The 21,321-nt window shown below is 38.3% G+C and carries 20 protein-coding genes and 1 pseudogene; 8 read left to right on the forward strand and 13 right to left on the reverse strand.

Annotated features, from left to right (window positions below; genetic code table 11):
- The first annotated feature begins 216 nt into the window (after positions 1 to 216).
- The gene (locus tag R2R35_RS05750) at positions 217 to 516 is read left to right on the forward strand and encodes a transposase (protein WP_317731048.1); all 300 of its coding nucleotides are present in this window, start codon (positions 217 to 219) and stop codon (positions 514 to 516) included.
- The gene (locus R2R35_RS05755; protein WP_317731047.1) at positions 513 to 1,418 is read left to right on the forward strand and encodes an IS3 family transposase; all 906 of its coding nucleotides are present in this window, start codon (positions 513 to 515) and stop codon (positions 1,416 to 1,418) included. The genes R2R35_RS05750 and R2R35_RS05755 overlap by 4 nt, the downstream gene beginning before the upstream one ends.
- 18 nt (positions 1,419 to 1,436) lie before the next feature.
- Here R2R35_RS05755 and R2R35_RS05760 read toward each other — a convergent pair whose 3' ends face one another.
- From R2R35_RS05760 to rlmD, 4 genes are all read right to left on the reverse strand, one after another.
- The gene (locus R2R35_RS05760) at positions 1,437 to 1,775 is read right to left on the reverse strand and encodes an immunity 22 family protein (RefSeq protein ID WP_317733553.1); all 339 of its coding nucleotides are present in this window, start codon (positions 1,773 to 1,775) and stop codon (positions 1,437 to 1,439) included.
- Positions 1,776 to 2,064: 289 nt separating this feature from the next.
- Positions 2,065 to 3,414: a HEAT repeat domain-containing protein gene (locus R2R35_RS05765; protein ID WP_317733554.1), complete on the reverse strand. Its 1,350-nt coding sequence runs from the start codon at positions 3,412 to 3,414 to the stop codon at positions 2,065 to 2,067.
- A gap of 602 nt (positions 3,415 to 4,016) precedes the next feature.
- Positions 4,017 to 4,997 (reverse strand): VanZ family protein, encoded by a 981-nt coding sequence (locus R2R35_RS05770; RefSeq protein ID WP_317733555.1) that lies wholly within the window; start codon positions 4,995 to 4,997, stop codon positions 4,017 to 4,019.
- An 830-nt stretch (positions 4,998 to 5,827) separates the two neighbouring features.
- Positions 5,828 to 7,198, reverse strand: coding sequence for a 23S rRNA (uracil(1939)-C(5))-methyltransferase RlmD (gene rlmD, locus R2R35_RS05775; protein WP_317733557.1), 1,371 nt, complete (start codon positions 7,196 to 7,198; stop codon positions 5,828 to 5,830).
- Positions 7,199 to 7,659: 461 nt separating this feature from the next.
- Here rlmD and R2R35_RS05780 point away from each other — a divergent pair, with 461 nt between their 5' ends.
- The 5 genes from R2R35_RS05780 to R2R35_RS05800 all read left to right on the forward strand — a co-directional run bounded on the left by R2R35_RS05780 (position 7,660) and on the right by R2R35_RS05800 (position 12,672).
- Complete coding sequence (locus tag R2R35_RS05780; RefSeq protein WP_317733558.1) at positions 7,660 to 9,357, forward strand: DUF1538 domain-containing protein; 1,698 nt, start codon at positions 7,660 to 7,662, stop codon at positions 9,355 to 9,357.
- Positions 9,344 to 9,658, forward strand: a complete 315-nt coding sequence (locus tag R2R35_RS05785; protein WP_331670232.1) for a hypothetical protein — start codon at positions 9,344 to 9,346, stop codon at positions 9,656 to 9,658. The genes R2R35_RS05780 and R2R35_RS05785 overlap by 14 nt, the downstream gene beginning before the upstream one ends.
- Before the next feature lie 9 nt (positions 9,659 to 9,667).
- The gene (locus tag R2R35_RS05790) at positions 9,668 to 10,021 is read left to right on the forward strand and encodes a nitrogen regulatory protein P-II (protein WP_033165222.1); all 354 of its coding nucleotides are present in this window, start codon (positions 9,668 to 9,670) and stop codon (positions 10,019 to 10,021) included.
- Between the two features lie 731 nt (positions 10,022 to 10,752).
- The gene (locus R2R35_RS05795) at positions 10,753 to 12,102 is read left to right on the forward strand and encodes a glycoside hydrolase family 3 N-terminal domain-containing protein (protein ID WP_317733559.1); all 1,350 of its coding nucleotides are present in this window, start codon (positions 10,753 to 10,755) and stop codon (positions 12,100 to 12,102) included.
- 198 nt (positions 12,103 to 12,300) lie between these two features.
- Positions 12,301 to 12,672, forward strand: coding sequence for a metal-dependent transcriptional regulator (locus R2R35_RS05800; protein ID WP_317733561.1), 372 nt, complete (start codon positions 12,301 to 12,303; stop codon positions 12,670 to 12,672).
- Positions 12,673 to 12,931: 259 nt separating this feature from the next.
- Here the strand turns inward: R2R35_RS05800 and R2R35_RS05805 are convergent, their stop codons facing one another.
- From R2R35_RS05805 to hflX, 9 genes are all read right to left on the reverse strand, one after another.
- Positions 12,932 to 13,981, reverse strand: coding sequence for an effector binding domain-containing protein (locus R2R35_RS05805; RefSeq protein ID WP_317733563.1), 1,050 nt, complete (start codon positions 13,979 to 13,981; stop codon positions 12,932 to 12,934).
- A 322-nt stretch (positions 13,982 to 14,303) separates the two neighbouring features.
- On the reverse strand, positions 14,304 to 14,789 hold the full coding sequence (locus tag R2R35_RS05810; protein WP_317733564.1) for a GNAT family N-acetyltransferase: 486 nt from the start codon (positions 14,787 to 14,789) through the stop codon (positions 14,304 to 14,306).
- Between the two features lie 18 nt (positions 14,790 to 14,807).
- Complete coding sequence (locus R2R35_RS05815) at positions 14,808 to 15,089, reverse strand: DUF503 domain-containing protein (protein WP_317733566.1); 282 nt, start codon at positions 15,087 to 15,089, stop codon at positions 14,808 to 14,810.
- Between the two features lie 10 nt (positions 15,090 to 15,099).
- Entirely contained in the window at positions 15,100 to 15,873 is a 774-nt protein-coding gene (locus tag R2R35_RS05820) for a SagB/ThcOx family dehydrogenase (protein WP_317733567.1), read from the reverse strand.
- 156 nt (positions 15,874 to 16,029) lie between these two features.
- The gene (locus R2R35_RS05825) at positions 16,030 to 17,094 is read right to left on the reverse strand and encodes a threonine aldolase family protein (protein ID WP_317733568.1); all 1,065 of its coding nucleotides are present in this window, start codon (positions 17,092 to 17,094) and stop codon (positions 16,030 to 16,032) included.
- 465 nt (positions 17,095 to 17,559) lie between these two features.
- Positions 17,560 to 18,204, reverse strand: coding sequence for a metal-dependent transcriptional regulator (locus R2R35_RS05830; protein ID WP_317733569.1), 645 nt, complete (start codon positions 18,202 to 18,204; stop codon positions 17,560 to 17,562).
- A 143-nt stretch (positions 18,205 to 18,347) separates the two neighbouring features.
- Positions 18,348 to 18,932: a manganese efflux pump MntP gene (locus tag R2R35_RS05835; protein WP_317733571.1), complete on the reverse strand. Its 585-nt coding sequence runs from the start codon at positions 18,930 to 18,932 to the stop codon at positions 18,348 to 18,350.
- 174 nt (positions 18,933 to 19,106) lie between these two features.
- A complete protein-coding gene (locus R2R35_RS05840) occupies positions 19,107 to 19,289 on the reverse strand; it encodes a hypothetical protein (protein WP_317733573.1) in 183 nt (60 codons plus the stop codon).
- A 74-nt stretch (positions 19,290 to 19,363) separates the two neighbouring features.
- Entirely contained in the window at positions 19,364 to 20,656 is a 1,293-nt protein-coding gene (gene hflX / locus R2R35_RS05845; RefSeq protein ID WP_317733575.1) for a GTPase HflX, read from the reverse strand.
- A gap of 600 nt (positions 20,657 to 21,256) precedes the next feature.
- Between hflX and R2R35_RS24550 the strand changes: the two are divergent.
- Positions 21,257 to 21,310 (forward strand): annotated as a pseudogene (locus R2R35_RS24550) (hypothetical protein); the annotation flags it as partial.
- Positions 21,311 to 21,321 lie beyond the last annotated feature (11 nt).

Here is a 21,321-nt window from a genome sequence, read left to right on the forward strand (position 1 = left end):
AATTTTATGATATTATACTACAATCAAATAGCATTGGAAATACCCCATACTGATTATTGATATTCTACCGTACCTAAGAATCTCAGGTAACTAGATTGAATTGTAGCTTCAGCAATCTCTCCAGCATACTTAAAGTGATGTTAGCATCTAATTAGTACAAAACAAAATGAGACAATCCCTTGAAATAATGTATAATAACAAGAGGAGGAACTCATTATGCCAAGAAAATCAAAACAACACACTAAGCAGTTCAAGTTGGATGCTATCAACTATCGCAAGGAACATCCTGATCTTACACAGGTTGAATGTGCCAAGAATCTCGGAATTGGTATAAGTACCTTAGCCAAATGGGAGGCTCAGTTCCGTGACCATGATGGTGACATTCCCGTTAGAGGTTCCGGTAACTACGAATCAGATGAACAAAAGGAAATCGCTCGTCTCAAACGTGAGCTCCGTGACGCTCAGGATGCACTTGATGTGTTAAAAAAAGCCATCGGCATTCTGGGGAAAGATTGACAGAAGCTATCTATACCGAAGTTTCTGCCAAGGTAGAGGCATCTAAAGTCACAAAACGCCGAGTCTCTACTTCCGGAATGCTGAAATTTTTAGGCGTGTCTCGCTCTGGATATCATGCTTTTCTGAACCGAAAAGTCTCTTCCACCAAGCAACGTAAAGAGGCTGTCAAAAAGGAAATCCAGAAGATTTATGATAGTTCAAAACAGAATTACGGCGCTCCTAAAATCACCAAGGAACTTCGCAAATCTGGGGAAACCATTGCCCAGCGCACAGTAGGTAAATACATGCGTGAAATGGGTATCAAAGCTCAGTGGATTAGACCTTGGACCACTACAACCAGAGACTCTGATTTCAGTGATGAACTTCACAACATTCTTGATGAACAGTTTAATCCAGAACGCCCTAATGCTGTCTGGTGTACCGATATCACTTACATTTGGACACAGGACGGATTTGTCTATCTCAACTGCGTTATGGACTTATTTGCGAGAAAGATTATTGCCTGGACTCTTTCTGATACTATGGAAGTGTGTTCCGTTATCGAAACAATCAATAAAGCAAAAGCTTGTCGAGACACCGATTTTCCTTTGATTATACACTCAGACCGTGGTAGCCAGTATGTTTCTAATGCCTGGCGAGAAGCCACTGTAAATATGCAACGAAGTTATTCTCATACTGGCTATCCTTACGACAATGCCTGTATTGAATCTTTCCATTCTCTCATCAAACGAGAATGGTTGAACCGGTTTAGTATTCATAACTACAACCATGCATATAAGCTTGTTTTTGAATATATTGAAGCCTTTTATAACACCGTCAGAATACACAGCTATTGTGATTATTTGTCTCCAGACGAATATGAAAAACTGTATGAGAGGGCTAAGTCTCTGCCTGCTGCTTAACATGCAGAACTTCTCATTTTAATTTGTACTAAATCTTGACATAGGACCAAAGTTATAAAGTAAAACTACTGCATTAATATCATTTGGCAGTTCTTCTTTTACAAGCGTATCAAATCTTGGGACAATTTCATCATCATAAGAGAATCCTTCAAGCAATTGATTCAGGTCATTACTTGCTTCTTTATAATATTCTGCTTCTCTTACCGTATCATCATATCTATGTATCTCAAAGGATTTAGCAAATATAGATGGGATAAAGTCTCCTTCATCTGAATATGAAACAACAAGTAATCTATCCAGTTCCTCGAAAGATTGAACATTCCCTACCCATAGAGACACGAATCCTTTCTTTTCCATGTTAAGCCTCCTCTAATGTTAGCCTTGCCTTTTTATAGTTTATCTTACTTTAGTATTAATTTTTAGTTTACATTTTCAGACATATTCAAGAATAATATCAATATCTACCCACATAGTCAATAAGTTGACAACTATGGCTACTTACGTTAATCTGCCTTTTCAGGCTTCTCTATTACCAATGATCTAGCAGTTTATCAGTAACAGAACATAACTTTCTTTATCCCTTGAGGATACAAAAAAGATGTCGTACTACTCTGGTGCCCCTTGCTGCGGATTGTTCAGATGGATTTTACTGCGTAATTTCTCTCCGCTTTACTAATCTATTTGCATATTTACGGGTTTCATCGTATGAATCAAATTGACATTCAAGAATAATTCCGTCTGGCAAAATACCGTTCTTACCCATAGCAGTTACAATCTCCGATCGACAAAAGGAGCACTCCCCGTTTCTGTAAGCATGTATAAGAACCTCCCCACAGGTATATGATCTGTGCTTAGAATAGATATCTCGTAAATCCATTTGCATATTATGCGGAACTCGCTGAGATTTTGTTACTACTTTTCGAATCAAAATGTCATCAGGCTTTTCCCAGTTCTCTTTGAGAAGAGTTAGTCCAGATGCCGTATCGCCTGCTTCAAGAATCTTAATTGCAAGGTCATGTATCCTTTTATCTCTAAAACGTTCCAATGCTTCTATCGCTGCTTGACGAAGATCAAGGTTATTGGTCTGAACCAAATTTATCAAAAACTCTATGCCTAATGGATAATCAATCCGGCGAAATACTCGGAGTAATTGTGTTCTCACAAAATCGTTATCCTCTGCTTCGATACGGTTTGCCAATTCTATGAGTTCGGCTCTACTCGCTTCCCGTGCAAATCTAATAAGGTATCCGTTTATCCCATATGGGCTTTGATTCTGTAAGCACTTTTGAGTTTCCTCTATTAGAAATTCCAATGTAACATACGGGAGTATTGCTTGATGATTTTTACGAGTAAGTTCAACTTTTCTAAACTCACTCACAACCACATTCACATTTTGTGATATAGAACTTGCACTGTTTAGATATTCCCATACCTTGCTTTTTCCAAATTGGTTTGTGGCACTATCAAGAAACCAATCATAATATGAACATTGATCGTCTTTCCGCGCTTGGATAATGACACCAGCATCTTCAACACATTGCTTGAAAGCCCTCCATTTACCTAAACTCATGGAAACTATCATAAGTAGTTCAAATTGTTCCCGTTCACAATAACGATATGGAAAAATCCTTTGCTTAGTTAGTTTCTCTTTAAGCTGTTCATATTTATCTTTTAAAATAGCTGCTGCTTTTGATGAACCATCCTGTACATATGAAAGAAGGATATCCGTAAGTTGCTGCATCAATCTATGAGGTAATCGCTCCTTATAAGCTTTTGCTATAGATTCAAGAAATTCATCTTCACACCTCAACGCAGAAATCGCAGTATAAAGGTAATAACCTTTTGTACCCTCAACTTGTGTGTCAAACCCAATGTCTTTCAGGCAACAACGATAAACAATTTCTTTATACTTCTCTCGATTATCATTCTGGTTTAGTTCAATTACCGCACTTCCGATTCCACGGCGTAATTGATGCAAAAATTCCTTGTCTGTCATGTGAAAATTCCCTCCTTCTGCCAGATTTATTTTTAGCACTTTTGCTTTTGTTCTTTTCAATTGAAGCAAAATCGTCAAATATCATCTGTTTGTATCCTCAAAGGTAGCATTACTTATTTCTCCAAAAACAATGCCTCAAACCCTTTGTTTTCAATGATTTACGCTCTCTCCAACAAGCAACAGCATTCTGTATGCCTTGAGGAGATAAAAAAGATGCTACTTGTAGCTGGTTACCCCTTGGCGACAAGGATGATACTTTCCTGTCTAATGTCCATATATTCATTCTGCAAAGTATTTGTCGATAATATCTTTATATCAGAATGACCGTTATCATCCTCTTCGAGATTAAGAGGTTTAAGATTATCCAGTGACTCCTCCAACAAAACAAACTTTTAATTCAGTACATCCCTCATTATCAAGAGCCAATGCACTTGTCGCTCCATCTATGATCGAGATTGCCCCAAATAAAAGCAAATCCAATACTGGTTTTGCATCATTTAGATTTTCACGTTTTATGCGGACATATGACCGCGCCGCCGCTTGGGTAATCATGTTCTCCGGGGTATTATGTTCAAATATTTAACATTAATTCGTTATGGCAGTTACTGCCACCAATGCATTATTTCTGCGATTCCAACATCCCATACTTTAGCGTTTCCAGTGACTATTATCTTTAAATCTTTTAATTTTGCATTATAAAACGTTTTCACTTTACACGTATTTTTATCTTCGTCTTTATCACTAAATAAAAACAGTTCTTCCCCGTTGACCATAATCGTAACTGAGCCTTTATATTCTACGCCGTCAGGAATACCAATATTGGCATAAATCCACGGATTTTCCTTTCCTACATTAAATAGATACTCCTTACTTGTTTCATCCGTACTGCTATACAAATTTAATGTAGGATTTATTTTTTCACCTTGAACCGTAAAAGACGAAATTTTTTCGGTTACAGGTGCAGTTGCACTTATTTCGTTTATTGCTTGAACAGGTCCAATTGTTTCATTTACATGTACACTATAATCAATTGCTTCAGAAACAGTCATAATCCCAAGAAATAATATAAGAATAGTTGCTGCTGAAGCAGCAAGCTTTTTAAAGGTAATCCCTGTGGTAACCCCTACTTTATAGGCAACAAATCCTATGATTGCACCCAATGTATTCGATATAATATCCATCACATCAAACGTACCCAGGAAAGTTAAAGACTGAAGCACTTCTAAAAAGGTAATCACTAATATAAATAATGGGAGCAACTTTTTAAAACGGATTCGATACAGCAATGGAATTATGATACCAAATGGAATAAAAGCAGCAATGTTTCCAAAATCGAATAACCATGACATCGTCAGTTGCGGAAACCTTAATGGAACCCCATCCGGGACAAATAAAAATGTATAATCATTATAATCAATCTTATCGCCTGTTCTATGAAACCCTAAGAACATGAAGTACAAAACTAAGACTGTATATACTATCATTCCTGCAAGAATAAGTCTACGAAATTTAATGTTGATAACCTGCAAATTAGACGATAATATTTTATTGCCATTTGGTATTTCTTTTTGTTCGTTTTTCATTCTTAGAGCCTCCATTCAAAATATATCATATTTTTGCCTCTTCAATATAATATCTGTGATAGTTCATGCTATAATATATATATTTCACGCCCTAACACACTTTTTCTTTAAGAGATTAGAACTAATAATTTATACCCATGACTATCGCAAAGCTTAGCATTTTCCTCCAAATCTGTTAGTTCAATTAAAGTATATGCTAAATTCAATGTTCGATACGCCCTCTTTATTTTCGACGCAATTTTACAATTGTTTCTGTATGCCCTGAGGAGATAAAAAAGATGACCGTTGAACCTAATACCCTCTTGGCGTCGGCTAATTCTTTTAAAATCTTCCTGCGATTATTTTTTGAATGAAATATTAATCTATTTTAGAAAATCGCAAGTTATCCATATTATCCCTGTTAAATAAGTAAATGCCAGAAAATAATTGTTTAAAACTTTATTATATTAAATTGTAAACAATAAAGCCTTCAAATCCCTTTCAGTCTTGAAGACTTTATTCGTTACGTAATGACTCCTCCTCCAGAATTATAATCAATATGAGTATTTGCTTCATCAATAATATGATTGGGCTTAAAAAACAAATTAATTGATTCCCCCTAAAAAGTTATTGCTTGAAATGTATCAATTTGGTCATTTTTAAAACATATATAACCTTCTGGTTTAGCTATATAACTCGAACTGGATACTTTAAAATCAACATTAAAAATATATTTTTTCATTTGATACTTAAGATGCAATATTGTAATTTGCCCACGTACAAAGTTTAACGTGGGCAATACGTGGACAAATCCACAAATATGTTAAATATCAACTCTTTAGATCATTGGTTTATCTGCAAAGCAAGCAAACGGTCTCCACATGCACAGTATTCGGAAACATATCCACACAACAAACCCTTTCCACCTTATACCCCTTCTCCTGCAGCATCACCAGATCCCTGGCCAAACTAGTCGGCTTACAAGAAATATATACAATCCTATCCACTCCAAAATTAATAATCTTCTCCAACGCCTTGGGATGTATCCCATCCCTTGGCGGATCCAATACAATCAAATCCGGCTTCTCCTCAATGTTATCTATCACCTTCAGTACATCACCGGCTATAAAATCACAGTTATCCAGTCCATTCAGCCCCGCATTTTCCCTCGCGGCTATAACGGCTTCTTCAACAATTTCCACACCAATTACTTTCTTGGCTACCGGTGCCAACAACTGAGCAATTGTCCCAGTTCCGCTGTATAAATCAAATATCAGCTTGTCCTTCGTCTCTCCAATAAACTCCCTGGCAGTACTGTAAAGCACTTCCGCTCCCAAAGAATTGGTCTGAAAAAAGGAAAAGGTCGAGATCTTAAATTTCAGTCCAAGAATCTCTTCATAGAAATAATCCTGTCCATACAATATATCCGTATGGTCACTTTGTACAACATCTGCCTGACTGTCATTATACGTATGAAGAATCCCAACAATACTGCCACTCAATTCCAGTTCTAAAAGCTTATTCTTAAACTCCTCTATAATTAATTCTTCCTTTTCTTCATAATCCCACTGACTGGATGTCACCAGATTAATCAGAATCTCTCCCGTCTTAACCGCCTTTCTTACCAGCAAATGGCGCAAATACCCCACATGAGACAGCTTCTTATAAAAAGTCATCCCCTTAGCACTAAAGTACTCCAGCACGCAGGTCAGTACCTGATTATAATCCGTATCAACAATCTGGCACTCAGATGTTGTTACAATATCATAAAAGCTCCCTTTCTTATGAAGTCCCAAAGCCAATGGTCCGTCCTTCATTTCATCACCAAAGGAAAACTCCATCTTATTACGGTATCCCCACTGGTTTGGACTGCCTTTGATCCCTTCAAAGGGATAATCACTACAGACAGCATCCAACAAACGCTTTACCTGGTCTGCTTTCATATTTAGCTGGGTCTCATAGGGTATGGTCTGATAGGTACAGCCTCCGCAGGGTCCAAAATGACGGCACTTTGGCTCTTCCGTTTCCAGAGGGGATTTTTCCAGGACTTCAAGGAGCCTGCCTTCGTTTTTTCCTTTGCGGGCTTTGTTTACTACAACGCTTACCTTCTGGCCTGGGAAGGTATTTTTTACGGATACCTTTTCATCTTCTATCTGAAGGATTCCCTTGTTGGGGAAATCGACTCTTATTATTTCACCGACACACTGTGTACCTTTTTTCACGTTTTTTGTCTCCTGCTTCTTTTTTTCAATGAGAACATTATACGATATAATGCCTCTGTTTGTCCACCTGCTCCGGTTTGTTCCTGCTGGTTATATTCTATTTTTATTAATTCTTCTGCAATAAAATTTAAAATAACATCAAACTCATTGCTTATTATTCAAAATAATGTATAATTAATTTATATGTGTATAAGTTATAGGTGAACTCTTTGCTTAATCTGGCATTAGTCAATTACTTTCCTATCATAGTTCTATCTTTTATATCCATTTGATTATGTTGGTGAAATTTCATTTTAATTCATTGAGAATTGGGATATTTTAATCAATCCTTTGTTTTGTAGAAATTTCCTATAAGTAGAATTTATTATTTAGGATAAACGTCTATGGTTGCTGGCACAGTCTTAAGGTTAGCATTAGTTGATATAGCTTATAAGTACATAAATTTGAGATAGGAGAACGTGATGAAGAATTTGAAACTAAAAAGTAAACTAGCTATTTTTAACACCACGCTGAGGGAAGTTTTTATTTCCTCACTACCTCTTGCAATAATTATTATTATTGTTTGTGTTTTTATCGCACCCTTAAATAATCCAAAGGATTATTTGAAATTAATTATAGGTTATGCTAGTGTGGTTGTGGGGCAATCTGTTTTTCTGGTCGGTCTTAATGTTAGTATTCTTCCAATCGGTATGCTAGTTGGAGGTTCCCTGATTAAACTGAAAAAAGCCTCTTTTATTATTTTCTTTGGTTTGGTTTTTGGTCTGCTGGCTACTGTTGCCGAGCCTGCCTTAACCGTTTTAGCCAGGCAGACAAATATGATTATGCCCATTATCAATGAGACCATCTTTATCTGGATCATGGGTTTGGGTATTGGTCTTTTGGTTGGCTTTTCGCTTTACCGTATTATGAAAGACTTAAATATTAAGATAGTTTTCGCTGTTTTGTATATTATTACCTTTATTGTACTTATCTTTGTCCCTAATGAATTTGTTGCCTTGGCCTTTGACGGAAGCGGTGCTACCACCGGTGATATCTCTGTGCCCTTCATTTTGGCACTGGGTATGGGTGTTTCGGTTACTTTGTCCAAGCATAAAAGTAATGATGATACCTTTGGTATCATCGGTCTCGCTTCTGTGGGCCCTATTTTAGCATTATCCATTTATGCTATCGTACTTAACCTCCATTACAAAGGTGTTTTACCTCCGGAACAGCTCTATGCTCCCGGAACCGATAGTACTGTCCGAGAAATCCTTACCGGTAACTTAGGGGGAGTCGCCCTGGCACTTATTCCTATCATTGTTATTTTTCTGCCTTTTCAGTTCTTTCTGATCAAACAGCCGAAGAAAGACTTTATAAATATTCTTCTTGGCTCTATCGTAGTATTTATCGGTTTATTGATCTTCCTGTCAGGTATTGACTACGGTTTTGCTTTTGCAGGCAAATACATTGGTGAAGTCTTCCTGGAACCTACCCGTCCGGAATGGTTTAAATGGTTGCTGCTGCTCATTGGTTTTATTCTCGGTGCAGCTATCACCCTGTCAGAACCTGCCGTTACCGTTCTGGGTGAACAGCTGGAGGAAATAACCAATGGTCATATTAAAAAGAATACCATTCGAATGACCCTTGCCATCGGTATTGGTTTTGCTTCTTTGATTGCGATGATAAAAATCCTGACTCAGGTAAATATTCTTTGGTTTCTTGTTCCTCTCTATTCAATTGCACTTATTATGATGAAATTTACACCAAAGCTATTTGTAGGTTTGGCTTTTGACTCAGGCGGCGTTTCCGGCGGTGCGTTAACCTCTGCCTTCTTAACTCCATTGACACTTGGTATGGCACAGGCGATTGCTCAGAAATCCACTACCGGCGGTCAGTCAATTTTAGTAAATGGTTTTGGAATTATTGCCTTTATTTCAGTTACCCCATTGATTGCTGTACAGTTTTTAGGTATAGTATATGATATGACTCTTCGAAAGGTGGAAAAAGCCGCTAAAGAAGCTGAACTAAAAGAATTAGAGGAATTGGCTTTACTTGTAAATTTAGTGGAACATTCATCAAAGCAAGTCAAAGAGCACATGGATTATGAATTAAAGGAGAATAATGATACTATGGATTTGATTAAAACAGAGGAGGGAGTCAATAGCTTTGATGGATTCTGATAATACACTTGATTATTTAACTGTAATTACAGCAAGAAAATTTAAAGATAATGCACTGAAATTATTACTTGACTCCGGCTGTTATCTTATTGATGTGGTATATGCCAAGGGTTCAGTACAATCCGGTTATTTTAAGGATATGCTGGGGCTTGTCGATGATGAGAAAAAGGTCATGATTACATGTATGGTAAAAAGTAATCTAACCCCCCTGTTAATGGAACAGTTTGTTACAAAATTGAAATTTGATCAACCTAATACAGGTATTGCTTATGTTATTCCTGTTGAAAAGTTGTCCGTGTAGGAGGTAAACATGACAGACCTTAATATGAATATGAAAGCCTTGTATATCGTTGTTAACGTAGGATTTGCTGAAAAAATTGTGGAATATATTCGTTCCTACGGTTCTTGCGGGGCTACAATTATAAATGCTCGCCGTTATAGTTTTCAACACAAAGAAATTATGGGTATTAATACAGATAAAGAAAAAGAAATTATCTTAACCATAATTGACAGCGATGCAGCTGACAGGATTATGAACAGTATCAAACAGTATTCCGGCTTTAAAACAGAAGCTCATGGAATCTGCTATACCCTGCCGGTGTCCAGTGCCGTCGGTCTTGGCCAATACAATTGTGAGAACCTGGATATTAAGAAACAAGTGTAAAAATTTATCTTAACTTAAGGTATTCTCATTTTTTCAAGGTGAATTTTATTTTATTTGGTTATAAAATATTGATAAATAGACAATGGCTTCCCAATCACAAACAAATTGTGCCGGGAAGCCATTATTTATTTACTGTTAAATAAATACGGGGAGCATCTTTTAGAGTACCAGTCTATGATGGCTTCTCCAATCCCTACGGTATCTGCCCGTATCTGCCCCCTTCATTATATGTTTTCTTTCGTCTATATCTTTAAATTCACCTTTATCTTTAATCTCGTCTATACCTTTTATTTTCTTTCTTAACATAATGACTATAACTTAATCTCTATATACAGCTGGACGCTTTGCTTTTAAACGAATTTTCTATAAGACATTTCTGTTTTAAAGCATTTATAATATAATACTGTTTTAAAGCCATTATACTATTTTAAGCATTTATACTATGATACTGTTTGGAAACTTTTATACTTATAAACCATCAGCCAATTTTTTTCTCTTAAGTATCAGCTTCTTCACCAGAAACATAAACGGCTGTATTTCATCACAAAGCATATAATGCATTATTTTACAAGTCTCTACATAGAGCGACAGTATATTGAAGCTCTTTATTGCAGATTCTACTTCTAGAAATGTATTTTAGGTCTTTGCGTAAAAAACACCATGGTGCCATAGGATGATAATTATCACAAAGTTCTGTTAGCACCAGACATGTAAGAAAGGAATAAAACTTTATGAAATCGAATAAATTAGCATTTCTAATTATCCTGTTACTCCTGCCGGTTCTTTTAACCGGCTGCAGTAAGATCTTTCCTACTCCTTTTGGCAGCAACACCGGAGGTAATGAGAGTTCAGAAGACCCAAGTGACATTACAGACGCACCTGCTGACACTCCGGTTCCCACGATTACGGAGATTCCTTCTGTCGCTACCGAAATCCCCTCTGCTGAAACCTCCGGCAGCGGTACTACCCTTCCTTCTGACAATGATTCCACTTCCGGTCAGGGTGGCTCATCAGACCCGGACAGCTCTTCGGGACAGAATGGAAGCTCGGTTTCCGATTCCTCTGCAGATTCCTATAAAGCCAGAGCGGAAGAATTTCTCTCGCACATGACCCTGGAGGAGAAGGTAGGTCAGATGTTCTTTGTTCGCTTGCGCAAGGACAGTGCTGCTGCCGATTTAAAGGATTATCGCCTGGGCGGTTATATCTTATTCGGTGATGATTTTAAGGACGAGACAAAAGACAGTATCAAAGATTTGTTATCAGAATACCAGGATCTTTCTTCTATTCCTTTATTGATCGGTGTGGATGAAGAAGGCGGTTCCGTAAACCGCGTCAGTAAATATTCCGCTTTTCGTTCAGAACCCTTTAAGTCTCCACAGGACCTGTATAAGGCTGGCGGTTTTGAAGCCATTCAGACAGATACCAAAGAAAAAGCAGATCTTCTGCTGGACCTTGGCATTAATGTGAACCTGGCCCCGGTTAGCGATGTTTCAACAGCTGCTGATGATTTCATCTACAATAGAGCCTTTGGTAAAGACGCAAAAGCTACTGCTAATTATGTAAAGACCGTTATTCTGGCAATGAACAGAGCACATATCGGCAGTACTTTAAAACATTTTCCCGGCTATGGCAACAATGTCGACACACATACAGGAGTTGCAACGGATAACAGGGAATATGACCAGTTTCTAAAAAATGATTTTCTTCCCTTTCAGGCAGGTATCGAAGCCGGTGCTGACAGTATTCTGGTATCCCACAATATTGTTACATCCATGGACAAGAAATACCCCGCCTCCCTCTCCTTTGCTGTTCATGAGATTTTACGGGATACCCTGAAATTCGAGGGTGTTGTTATGACCGATGATCTGAGTATGGATGCTATTAAGAAATATACCTCGGATAATGAGGCTGCTGTTCTTGCCATAGAGGCCGGAAATGACCTGCTTATTGCAACTGACTTTGATACACAGATACCAGCAGTTCTGAAGGCGGTTAAAAGTGGTACAATAACGGAGGATCGACTTAATGATTCTGTAATCCGTATTCTTATCTGGAAATTGAAGCTTGGTATTCTTCAATAAAAAAGTTATAGCTTACAATCAAATACAAGATGCAAGTCGGGTATAGATTTCTAAACTAAACTGACATTCAAATGAAATACATTATCCTCCTGACTTGAATCTTAATGAAGCCCTGCTCTTCTGTTTATTCAATTTGCATTGCATTCTCATCTGTTATTCGTTAAAATAATAGATATCAAATAATTATGAGGTGATAGGATGCAGATTAAAGAATCCGCCGAAGACTATTTAGAAACTATTCTAAGATTGCAAGAACAAACCGGACATGTCCGTTCCATAGATATTGCCAATGATTTGGGTTATACCAAAGCAAGTGTCAGCATTGCCATGAAGAAACTGCGTGAAAATGGCTATATACATGTAGATGAGGCCGGAGCCATCACGCTTGAGAAAGCCGGTCAGGAAATTGCTTCAAAAATATATGACCGCCATCAGACCCTTACCAATCTGTTGATTGCTGCGGGAGTGACCAAAGAAACAGCAGCAGAAGACGCCTGCCGAATTGAGCATGTTATCAGTAATGAAAGTTATCAGTGTATCAAGAATTATTTTAACAATAAGCTCCTATGAACAGGAATGGCAACATGAAGTGAGAATAGTTTATATAATCCATGAACCACTGTAAAGGCTGAACCCCTTGCCTTGACAGCGTTTCATGGATTTTGTGTATCATTATCAAGCTCAAAATGGATTACTCTGTAAAATAAGTCTCACGAAATAAGAAACGGATACCAAACCATGATAAAGTTTAAAAAGTTTCCTACATTATATTCAGAATTGCCCACAATGAAATCCCACAAAACTCCCTACTTAAGTGATAGCAGTTTGCTTACTGCTGTACTTTCTTCTTAATCGGGAACAATAAATCCAGCTGCATTTTTTCACTGTTAAAATTCGAATCCTGAACATTATGAAAGAAATTCAGCTGCTCCTCTAACGCCCAGTCCATTTCTGCATCCGGCAGGTTACATCTCTTTTCTCCCCAGGCAGAGTCATAATCGGGATTATTATGAAATACCCAATCCGCCAACAATCCCCAGTGGTCGAATTCATCCATACTGATGGCATGTGCCGCATACAGTCCGCCATAGAACTGCTTCTTTACAAGCGGCTCCGGGACCTCCATATCTTCCGGAATTGAGACCCACACTTCGTAACCGACTGAGGGTGTACCATATGCTGTATCCCTTGTCGGCATAGGGTTATTAAAGCCAAAATGCCTTGCATCCGGTTTAAGCTTTAATAAGCCGCTTTCCCTGACAAAATTATCAATTCTTTCCCCTGAATGCATTTCACTGTCTTTTCCCGTATACTGACTGGCTGCTACCGTTAAGGGTGGTAAATACACAATTCTTATATCCTTTAATGCGTTCAATTCCTTATTGGCTTTGTTTAAATCATTTACGGTCTGATTATCCTGCACAGACTTATCCTCCACAGGCCTATCCTCCTTGAATTTGATTTTGGTCACAGCAAGTGCCTCCACCACTTTCAAAATTTCAGCATCTCCCAGCAAATCCAGCTTTTTCTTCTCAGTAATTGTATTTCCAAGCTTCTCAATAAAAACCTCTAATATTTTCTTTATAGTTGATAAGGCAGATATTTCATTGTTGATCTCTTTCAGATTTTCCTGAAAAATATCTATTGCCAGCAAGGCATCCTCTCTTTTTACTATTTCTGTTATCTGTTTTAAAGGAATTCGAAGTTTACGCAGTATGATTATCTGCTCTAAACGGCTGATAGAAGCTTCATCATAGGTACGGTAGGCATATTCCTCTTTCTTGATGCTTGGCAGCAGTCCGATCTGTTCGTAGTATCTGAGAGTTCTGGTTGATACGTTGAATAATTTTGACACTTGACTGATTGTAAGAAGTTCCATTGCTATCTCCTTTGTAAACCTGTGCGCATCGGTTTGATATAAGTATATCTGTTGACGTGGCGTCAAAGTAAAGCTTAATTTTATAAGTTTTTTCGTCTTTAAAATATTATCATTAAATCTTCCTATTTCAAAAGTCAGGTGCTTCTTTTCAGAGACAGATTTCCTTTTCGCTTTAGTCATCTCCTGTGAAAGCAAACTATCGGTCCTTCCAATCTATCTATGTAACCTATTAAAAGAAAAGAAATATTTCCAGCTCCCAACGAAATAAAAAGCCTGAGAAAATTTAACTTATCCTCAGGCTCCGTTTTGTATGCTGCTTATTCTATTCTCCCGCCAATTCGGCAATATTTTCTCCGGAAAGACGGTAAGTTCTCCATTCGTCCATATGCTTCGCTCCAAGACTTTCGTAGAAGGCAATAGAGGGAGCATTCCAGTTTAGGCAGGACCATTCTAGTCTGGGACATTCTCTTCTTCTGGCCTCTTTTGCTACTGCGGATAAGAGTGACTTGCCATAACCTGTTCCTCGGAATTCCGGTTTCACATAGATATCCTCCAGATAGATACCTGCTTTTCCGGTAAAGGTCGAAAAATTGTAGAAATAGAGAGCATAGCCAATTGGCCTGCCATCGTATTCCGCTATTAATACATTCGCTGCTTTCTGCTCAAATAGGGAATTCTTCAGGATTTCCTCTGTAGCAGTGACCAGGTTTTCCATTTTCTCATAAACGGCCAACTCTATGATAAGCTCCAGGATAATCCTGATATCTGTTTCCTTTGCTTCTCTGATCGTAAACTTTGTATCACTCATTGGTATCCTCTCACTTTCCTATAGGATTTCTCTTTCGGTTCTTGTTACTTCTCCTTCGGTGTTGCTATCCACAAAATCCAAAACATTATTTAGCATACTGTCTGCCGTTTTATTGTCTAAAGCCACGCAGGCAATACCAAATACTGCTGTCTGATGGGTATCCTGTTCCTCTACCTCAGCAACCGAAACATTATATTTATTTCTGATTTTCTGGCACAGACTCTTAACCACCATCCGTTTTTCCTTAAGGGAATGCACCCAGGGGAGATACACCCATATCTGCAGGGTTCCTATTTTCATAGTCTTTTATTTACGCCTCAATCTTTCCCACAGATGCAGCATATACGCTATATTCACTATCTTCTTCTAAATCAACCGCTGCCAGCCCAAGCAGACTGTCTGTAAGCTGCTGGTCATATGCTCCGATAGCACATACACCGCAGCCGATGGCTTCTCCTGCCAGATACAGATTCTGACAGATATGTCCTACATCGATTAGTGCATACTTCTGAGCATTCACCGTATATCTCCATTCGCTGCGGTAAGGCACTACTGTCCATACAAAGCTCACTGGTGCACCCGCTGCAAAGCTCTGTCCGTAATATGCCCTTGAAACCTTGCTTATCTGATCTTCATCCTCTCTGATCAACTCCAGTTCATGGGATAATGGGAGGTAATGGTATAAGCCTTGTTTCAAACCTTCAACTTTGTTAATAAAGAGGTAGGTCTCAAAGGGATGTCTGGCTCCCGCAGAGGGAACCGTACGAAGAGTTGCTTTACGCTTATTTCCGATTACATTCTTAACTCCCTGGGTTGCCCATAAAAGGAAGGACAGCTCTTTATAGGATATACTTTCATCTGCGTATTTTCTTCTGCTGGTTCTATCATTCAGAATGTTTAAATAATCCTTTTTAACAATAATATCTTCAAAGTCTTTGGAAAGCTCTATAACTGTTTCAGCAGATTTCTCATTTGACAGTAACGGCTGTGGTAAGCCTTTCTTTTCGTCACTTTCGATTTCATAATCGGATGACTTCATGATTTCCCTTCCCTGAATAATTTTTTGTTTGTAGATGTTCTCCATGTACATTCTCCTTCTTGTTGTATCTTTGCTTCAAGTCTCTTAACGATAATTAACAATTTGAAATTTTTCATGCTATGCTGTTAATTATCCTATGTCTGAGGTGTGTCTGAAAACTGCATGGAATTTCCAAACATCTCCTGCGGATTGCGCACAAGTCTACCTCTTAAGGTTATCCAAAAAGTAGCGACATAAACTATCTGTTCCATTTGGTGTTGTAGCCCAGGAAGTTACCAGACGTATAGCGCTGTGGTCTTTATCTATTCTCTTCTGCACGGAAAATACGAATTCCTCTTCTAATTTTTCCAAAAAGCTGTCGGGTAAGATGGGAAACAGCTGATTACTTACAGGAGGGGTCAAAAATTCCACTCCCAATGAAAGAAGTGTCTCCCTGATCTTTTCTGCCATTGCATTGGCGTGGTATCCAAGCTCAAAATACAGATTATCCTGAAATAAAGCTTGAAATTGAATACCGGCTACAAAACCTTTTGCCATGAGAGCACCTCTTTGTTTGATAAGAAAGCGAAAATCTCTTTTCAGCTCTTCCTTAACGATTACCAGTGCCTCTCCCAGCAGGGCACCATTTTTGGTGCCACCGATATAAAAGACATCTGTAAGCTCAGCGATATCTGATAGTTCCAGATCATTTGCCTGTGAGGTAAGTGCAGAAGCAAGCCTTGCCCCATCCAGAAAGAGCAGCAGCCCTTCTCTGTTACAGATTTGGCGTATTTTGTAAAGCTCTTCTTTGGTATATACAGTTCCAAGTTCAGTGGAATCTGATATATATACCATTCCCGGTCTAACCATATGTTCATCTGTGTGGTAATCAACCGCAGCCTTAATTGCCTGGGGTGTAACCTTTCCCATCTCATTCGGTACTGTTATTACTTTATGCCCGGTAGCTTCAATTGCGCCTGTTTCATGAACATTTATATGACCGGTATCTGCAGCTATAACAGCTTCAAAAGGACGCAAAAAGGAGGATATAACCAGCAGGTTAGTCTGAGTTCCTCCGGGAATAAAATGAATATCCACTTCCGAAAGGTTCTGACTGCTTGCCGGTCTATCCTGCCCTTTTGTTAAATGCTTCTTTATATATTCTTTTGCTTTTATTGTATGTGTATCTTCTCCGTAGCCTGCATTTTGTTCCAGATTGCTCTCTATTAACAGTTCCAAAACCTTAGGATGGGCTCCTTCGCTGTAATCATTCATAAAACTGTACATTCTGTCTGCCTCCGTACTATAATTAGTTATCTTATAGGAATTCCGTCTAATACTTTATTATAGCCTCAGAAACCACTAATTGCAAGCTACTTAGCAGGCAAAGATAATCAACATTAGCATTATGATAAAGAGCATATTAAGTTTTCGTTCCATATACTGTTTTACATTCATAAGCCTCCTCCTTTATTTGCGTTATTTTCTCACGTCCTATTTCTCACCTCTTATTTCTCACGTCCAATTTCTCAAGTTTTTTAGCAAATTTTTTTCTCAAGTCCTATTTTTCACATCTTATTTCTAATGTCCAATTCCTCAAGTTTTTTCACCAAATCTTTTTTCTCAAGTTCTATTTCTCACCTCTTATTTCTCACGTCTCACTTCTCAAATCTTATTTCTCACCTCATCCTTTCTCATCAAAATTTACTTTTTTCATTCTTTTACGTCCTGTTATAGTTTTTTGCTACTAATCTATTCTTCAACAAAGACCAAACCTGCTGCCTTAAAGCTTAACTGCTGCTCTTTCCCATCCAGTTCAATCGTAACCGGTCCCTCATACGCACCATATTTTCGAACCGTCACTGTGCTTCCTATATGGACACCCAGCCCTTGTAAATAATCCATTAATTCATTTTCTTCTGTTACTCTTCTTATATGAGAGGTCTCTCCTACTTCCATTTCTGTAAGACTTTTCAGCAAAATTGTTTTTACATCCCCATCTGCTTTTGGAATTACATTCCCATGAGGGCAGTAAGCAGGATTTCTAAGATATTCGTCCAGCCGGTCTATCAGTCTCTTAGGAGCTACATGTTCTAATTTTTCTGCATCCTCATGAGCTTCGCTCCAGCTATAACCAAGCTGCTCGATTAGGAATACCTCCCATAATCTATGTCCTCTCAGAAGGGTAATCGCATACCTGATACCCTCTGCTGTTAATTTGGAGCCTTTGTAGGGTTCATATTCTATCAATCCTTCTCTACCAAGTCGTATAAGCATCTCCGTAACTGAAGCAGGTGCTATATTCAATACTTCTGCTATCTGCTTGTTGCCTATCTGGTGTTCTCCGCCCCCTAATTTATATATTTCCTTTATATAATCTTCTTTGTTACGGGTCATGTTCTTTACTCCTTTTAGGTATACCTAATTTAATTTTATTATAACCCAAATTTTATTTTTAGCAAGCTAATTTAAAAAGAAAAATGATATTACCCTATTTTTAGGCAATATCATTCTCAGGATAAAAATATCTATGTAAGGAATTAACCAATAATTCCAAGGTGCTCAAGGAGTATTTTAACACCAAGACAGACCAGTATGGCGCCACCGGCCATTTCCGCCTTTGATCTTAATTTTCCGCCAAAAATATTACCGATAATAACACCAGCTGCTGCAATCAAAAAGGTTATAACACCTATAAAGGAGGTAGCTATGAATATATTCACCTTCAGAAATGCAAAAGTTATACCCACTGCCAGCGCATCTATGCTGGTTGCCACTGCCAATATCAACATGCCCTTCACTGCAAGAGTATTATCCGGCTCATTGCAATCACAGTCTTCTTCTTCCTCTTCCTCTTTTATCGAACCTTTTATCATATTGATTCCTATAATACCCAATAAGATAAAGGCTACCCAGTGGTCTATGGCATTAATCTTACTGCTGAACTGTTTGCCGAGAAAGTAACCGATCATAGGCATTCCTGCCTGAAAGATTCCAAAGTATAAACCAACTACAATAGGATGTTTTGCTGTGATTTTCTTAATTGATAAGCCCTTACAGACAGCTACTGCAAAAGCGTCCATTGCCAAACCGATAGCTAAAATAAGTAGTTCTAACAAATTCATGCCTATCTCTCCTTCTCACTGATACTTCACCTTTTACCGCCAATATCTATTATATATCGCATAAAAAAGACTTACCTGCAACTTTGACGCTGCAGGTAAGTCTCGTTATTTAAAATAAAACCAGATAACCCGTTGGTTACCAGCATGTTGGCTTTATTGCACATAATCGGCTAACTACTCCCTTACTACAATAGATAAATCATAACTGATTGCAAGGGGAATGTCAATTATTTTTTGGGTGAATATGGATATTTTTAGGTTGTGGCGAAGGAGCGCTGTTAAGTTATCACAGTCCACTGGCTGTGAGCCCAGACAGTGGTATAATCTGGCCTGGTCGCAACTGTCGTGAAGTGTCATAAAAACCTTCAATAGAAAATCCCCAAACAGAAGCCAATACTCAGCTATTACCTAATCTCATTTAAATCTTAATACTAGTCTGTAGTTACCATATATTCTGAATCTTTGAAATGTTTTTCATAGATTGCCCTGCTGCAATTGGTGGTTATATAGATTCCATCTTCGGCATAGTCAAGACTGCTTACGGAGGTGTTTTCTTTTAGGTAGGCTACCCACTTGCTGTCACTGTAGCTTATTCGAAGATTGATGTTCACATTTTCCTTAAAGAGTCGCTCTGCTATAACTTCAATCAGTCTTTTCAGGTCTTCTTCTGATTTAGCTGACAGTAAGATACTGTTCTCTTCTTCAAAGGTACTTTTTATACTGCGGTATTCTTCATCGGTCAATTTATCTGCCTTGTTATATACATAGAGTACAGGTATATTTCCCGCTCCCAGTTCTTCCAGGGTCTTTCTGGTAACTTCGGCTTCTCTTACATGCTCTTTATCAGATACATCTATTACCTGTACTAATAAGTCAGCCGTCAAAACTTCTTCCAGGGTTGATCGGAAGGCTTTGATAAGATGGTGCGGCAGTCTGCTGATAAAGCCTACGGTATCTGTTAAGAGAAAGCTTTTATTGTCTTCTGTCAATACCTTTCTTACTGAGGTTTCCAGGGTGGCAAAGAGCATATCTTTCTCCAATACCAGCTTTTCTTCTGCACTTCCCATCAGCTTCAGTACTCCGTTCATTACAGTTGACTTGCCTGCATTGGTATAGCCTACCAGGGCTGCTAACGGAACCTCATTCTTCTCTCGCTTTTGTCTCTGGTTCTGTCTTCTTCCTACCAATTCTTCCAGCTCACGTTCCAATCTTGCTATTCTCTCTTCTATCTTTCGTCTGTCCAGTTCCAGCTTCGTTTCACCGGTTCCCTTATTGTGCATTCCTGAGCCGCCTCCCTGACGGTTCATATTTATTCCCATTCCTGACAGTCTTGGCAGCAGATATTTAAGTCTGGCAGCTTCAACCTGAAGTTGTGCTTCTCTGGTTTTTGCTCTTCTTGCGAAGATATCCATAATCAGTACCGCACGGTCTACTACTCTGCAGCCTAAAAATCTCTCCAGATTTCTTGTCTGAGAGGGTGACAGTTCATCATTAAAAACGACCAAATCCGCTTCTTGTTCTTCAAAGAGCTCTTTTAATTCTTCTGCTTTTCCTTTTCCGAAGTAGATATCAGCGTGAATTCGATCCAGATTCTGTGTTACTTCTCCCACCACTTCCATGTCGCAGGCATAAGTAAGTTCCTTTAATTCCTCCATGGACGATTGGAAGTTGTCATCATTTTTTAGTTTTCCTCCGGCCAGGAGGACTTTTTCTTTATTCATCATACAAATTTTCCCTTTCCAAGTCTCTGCCTGGTGTTTGTTTAAGAGCAAGAAAAATATGCACGAAAAAAAGAAGGTGTTCTTTCCTTCTTTTTTTAATATTACACTATTTAAACCGATGTGTATTACAAAAAGGCAGACTTATCCCGTTTCACTCTCTGACAGGCAGAGCTTTAAGCACTATGAAATTAGCGGCAAAAAGATAATAAACGAAATTTAATAATCCACATTCTTGTAGTACCTCCTTTAATCAACTATGGTTATTATAACAAATGCGCTTGTTAAATACAAGAAATTTTTCTTTCCTCCTTTTTAGTATTAACAATAGGGTTTCTTTTTATGTATTTATTGTGAATTTCATAGAACTGTAGGCATGTTATGATTCCTGTCCCCGTATATATATAATAATTAACCTGTCTTATTTACAGAACGATATAGAAAACACTTAGCCAATAAGTATATCCGTTGTGCTAAACAATCCCGTTCTTGCAGGCAGACATTTTTTGCCCCGGTACGCTTTGCACCGAACGGCGGATAGGAGGAGCTATGAATTCCTGTGAACTTGTAACCTTAGTAACTGCTATAGCCTGTACTATTTCACAAATGTACTCATCCGATGAGCTGGCAGTTATATCGTCTGTTTTCAATCAGCTTGGTGATACAATTGC

Origin of the sequence: Anaerocolumna sp. AGMB13020 (genome assembly GCF_033100115.1) — a bacterium.
In the GTDB taxonomy this organism is placed as follows: Bacteria; Bacillota; Clostridia; order Lachnospirales; family Lachnospiraceae; genus Anaerocolumna.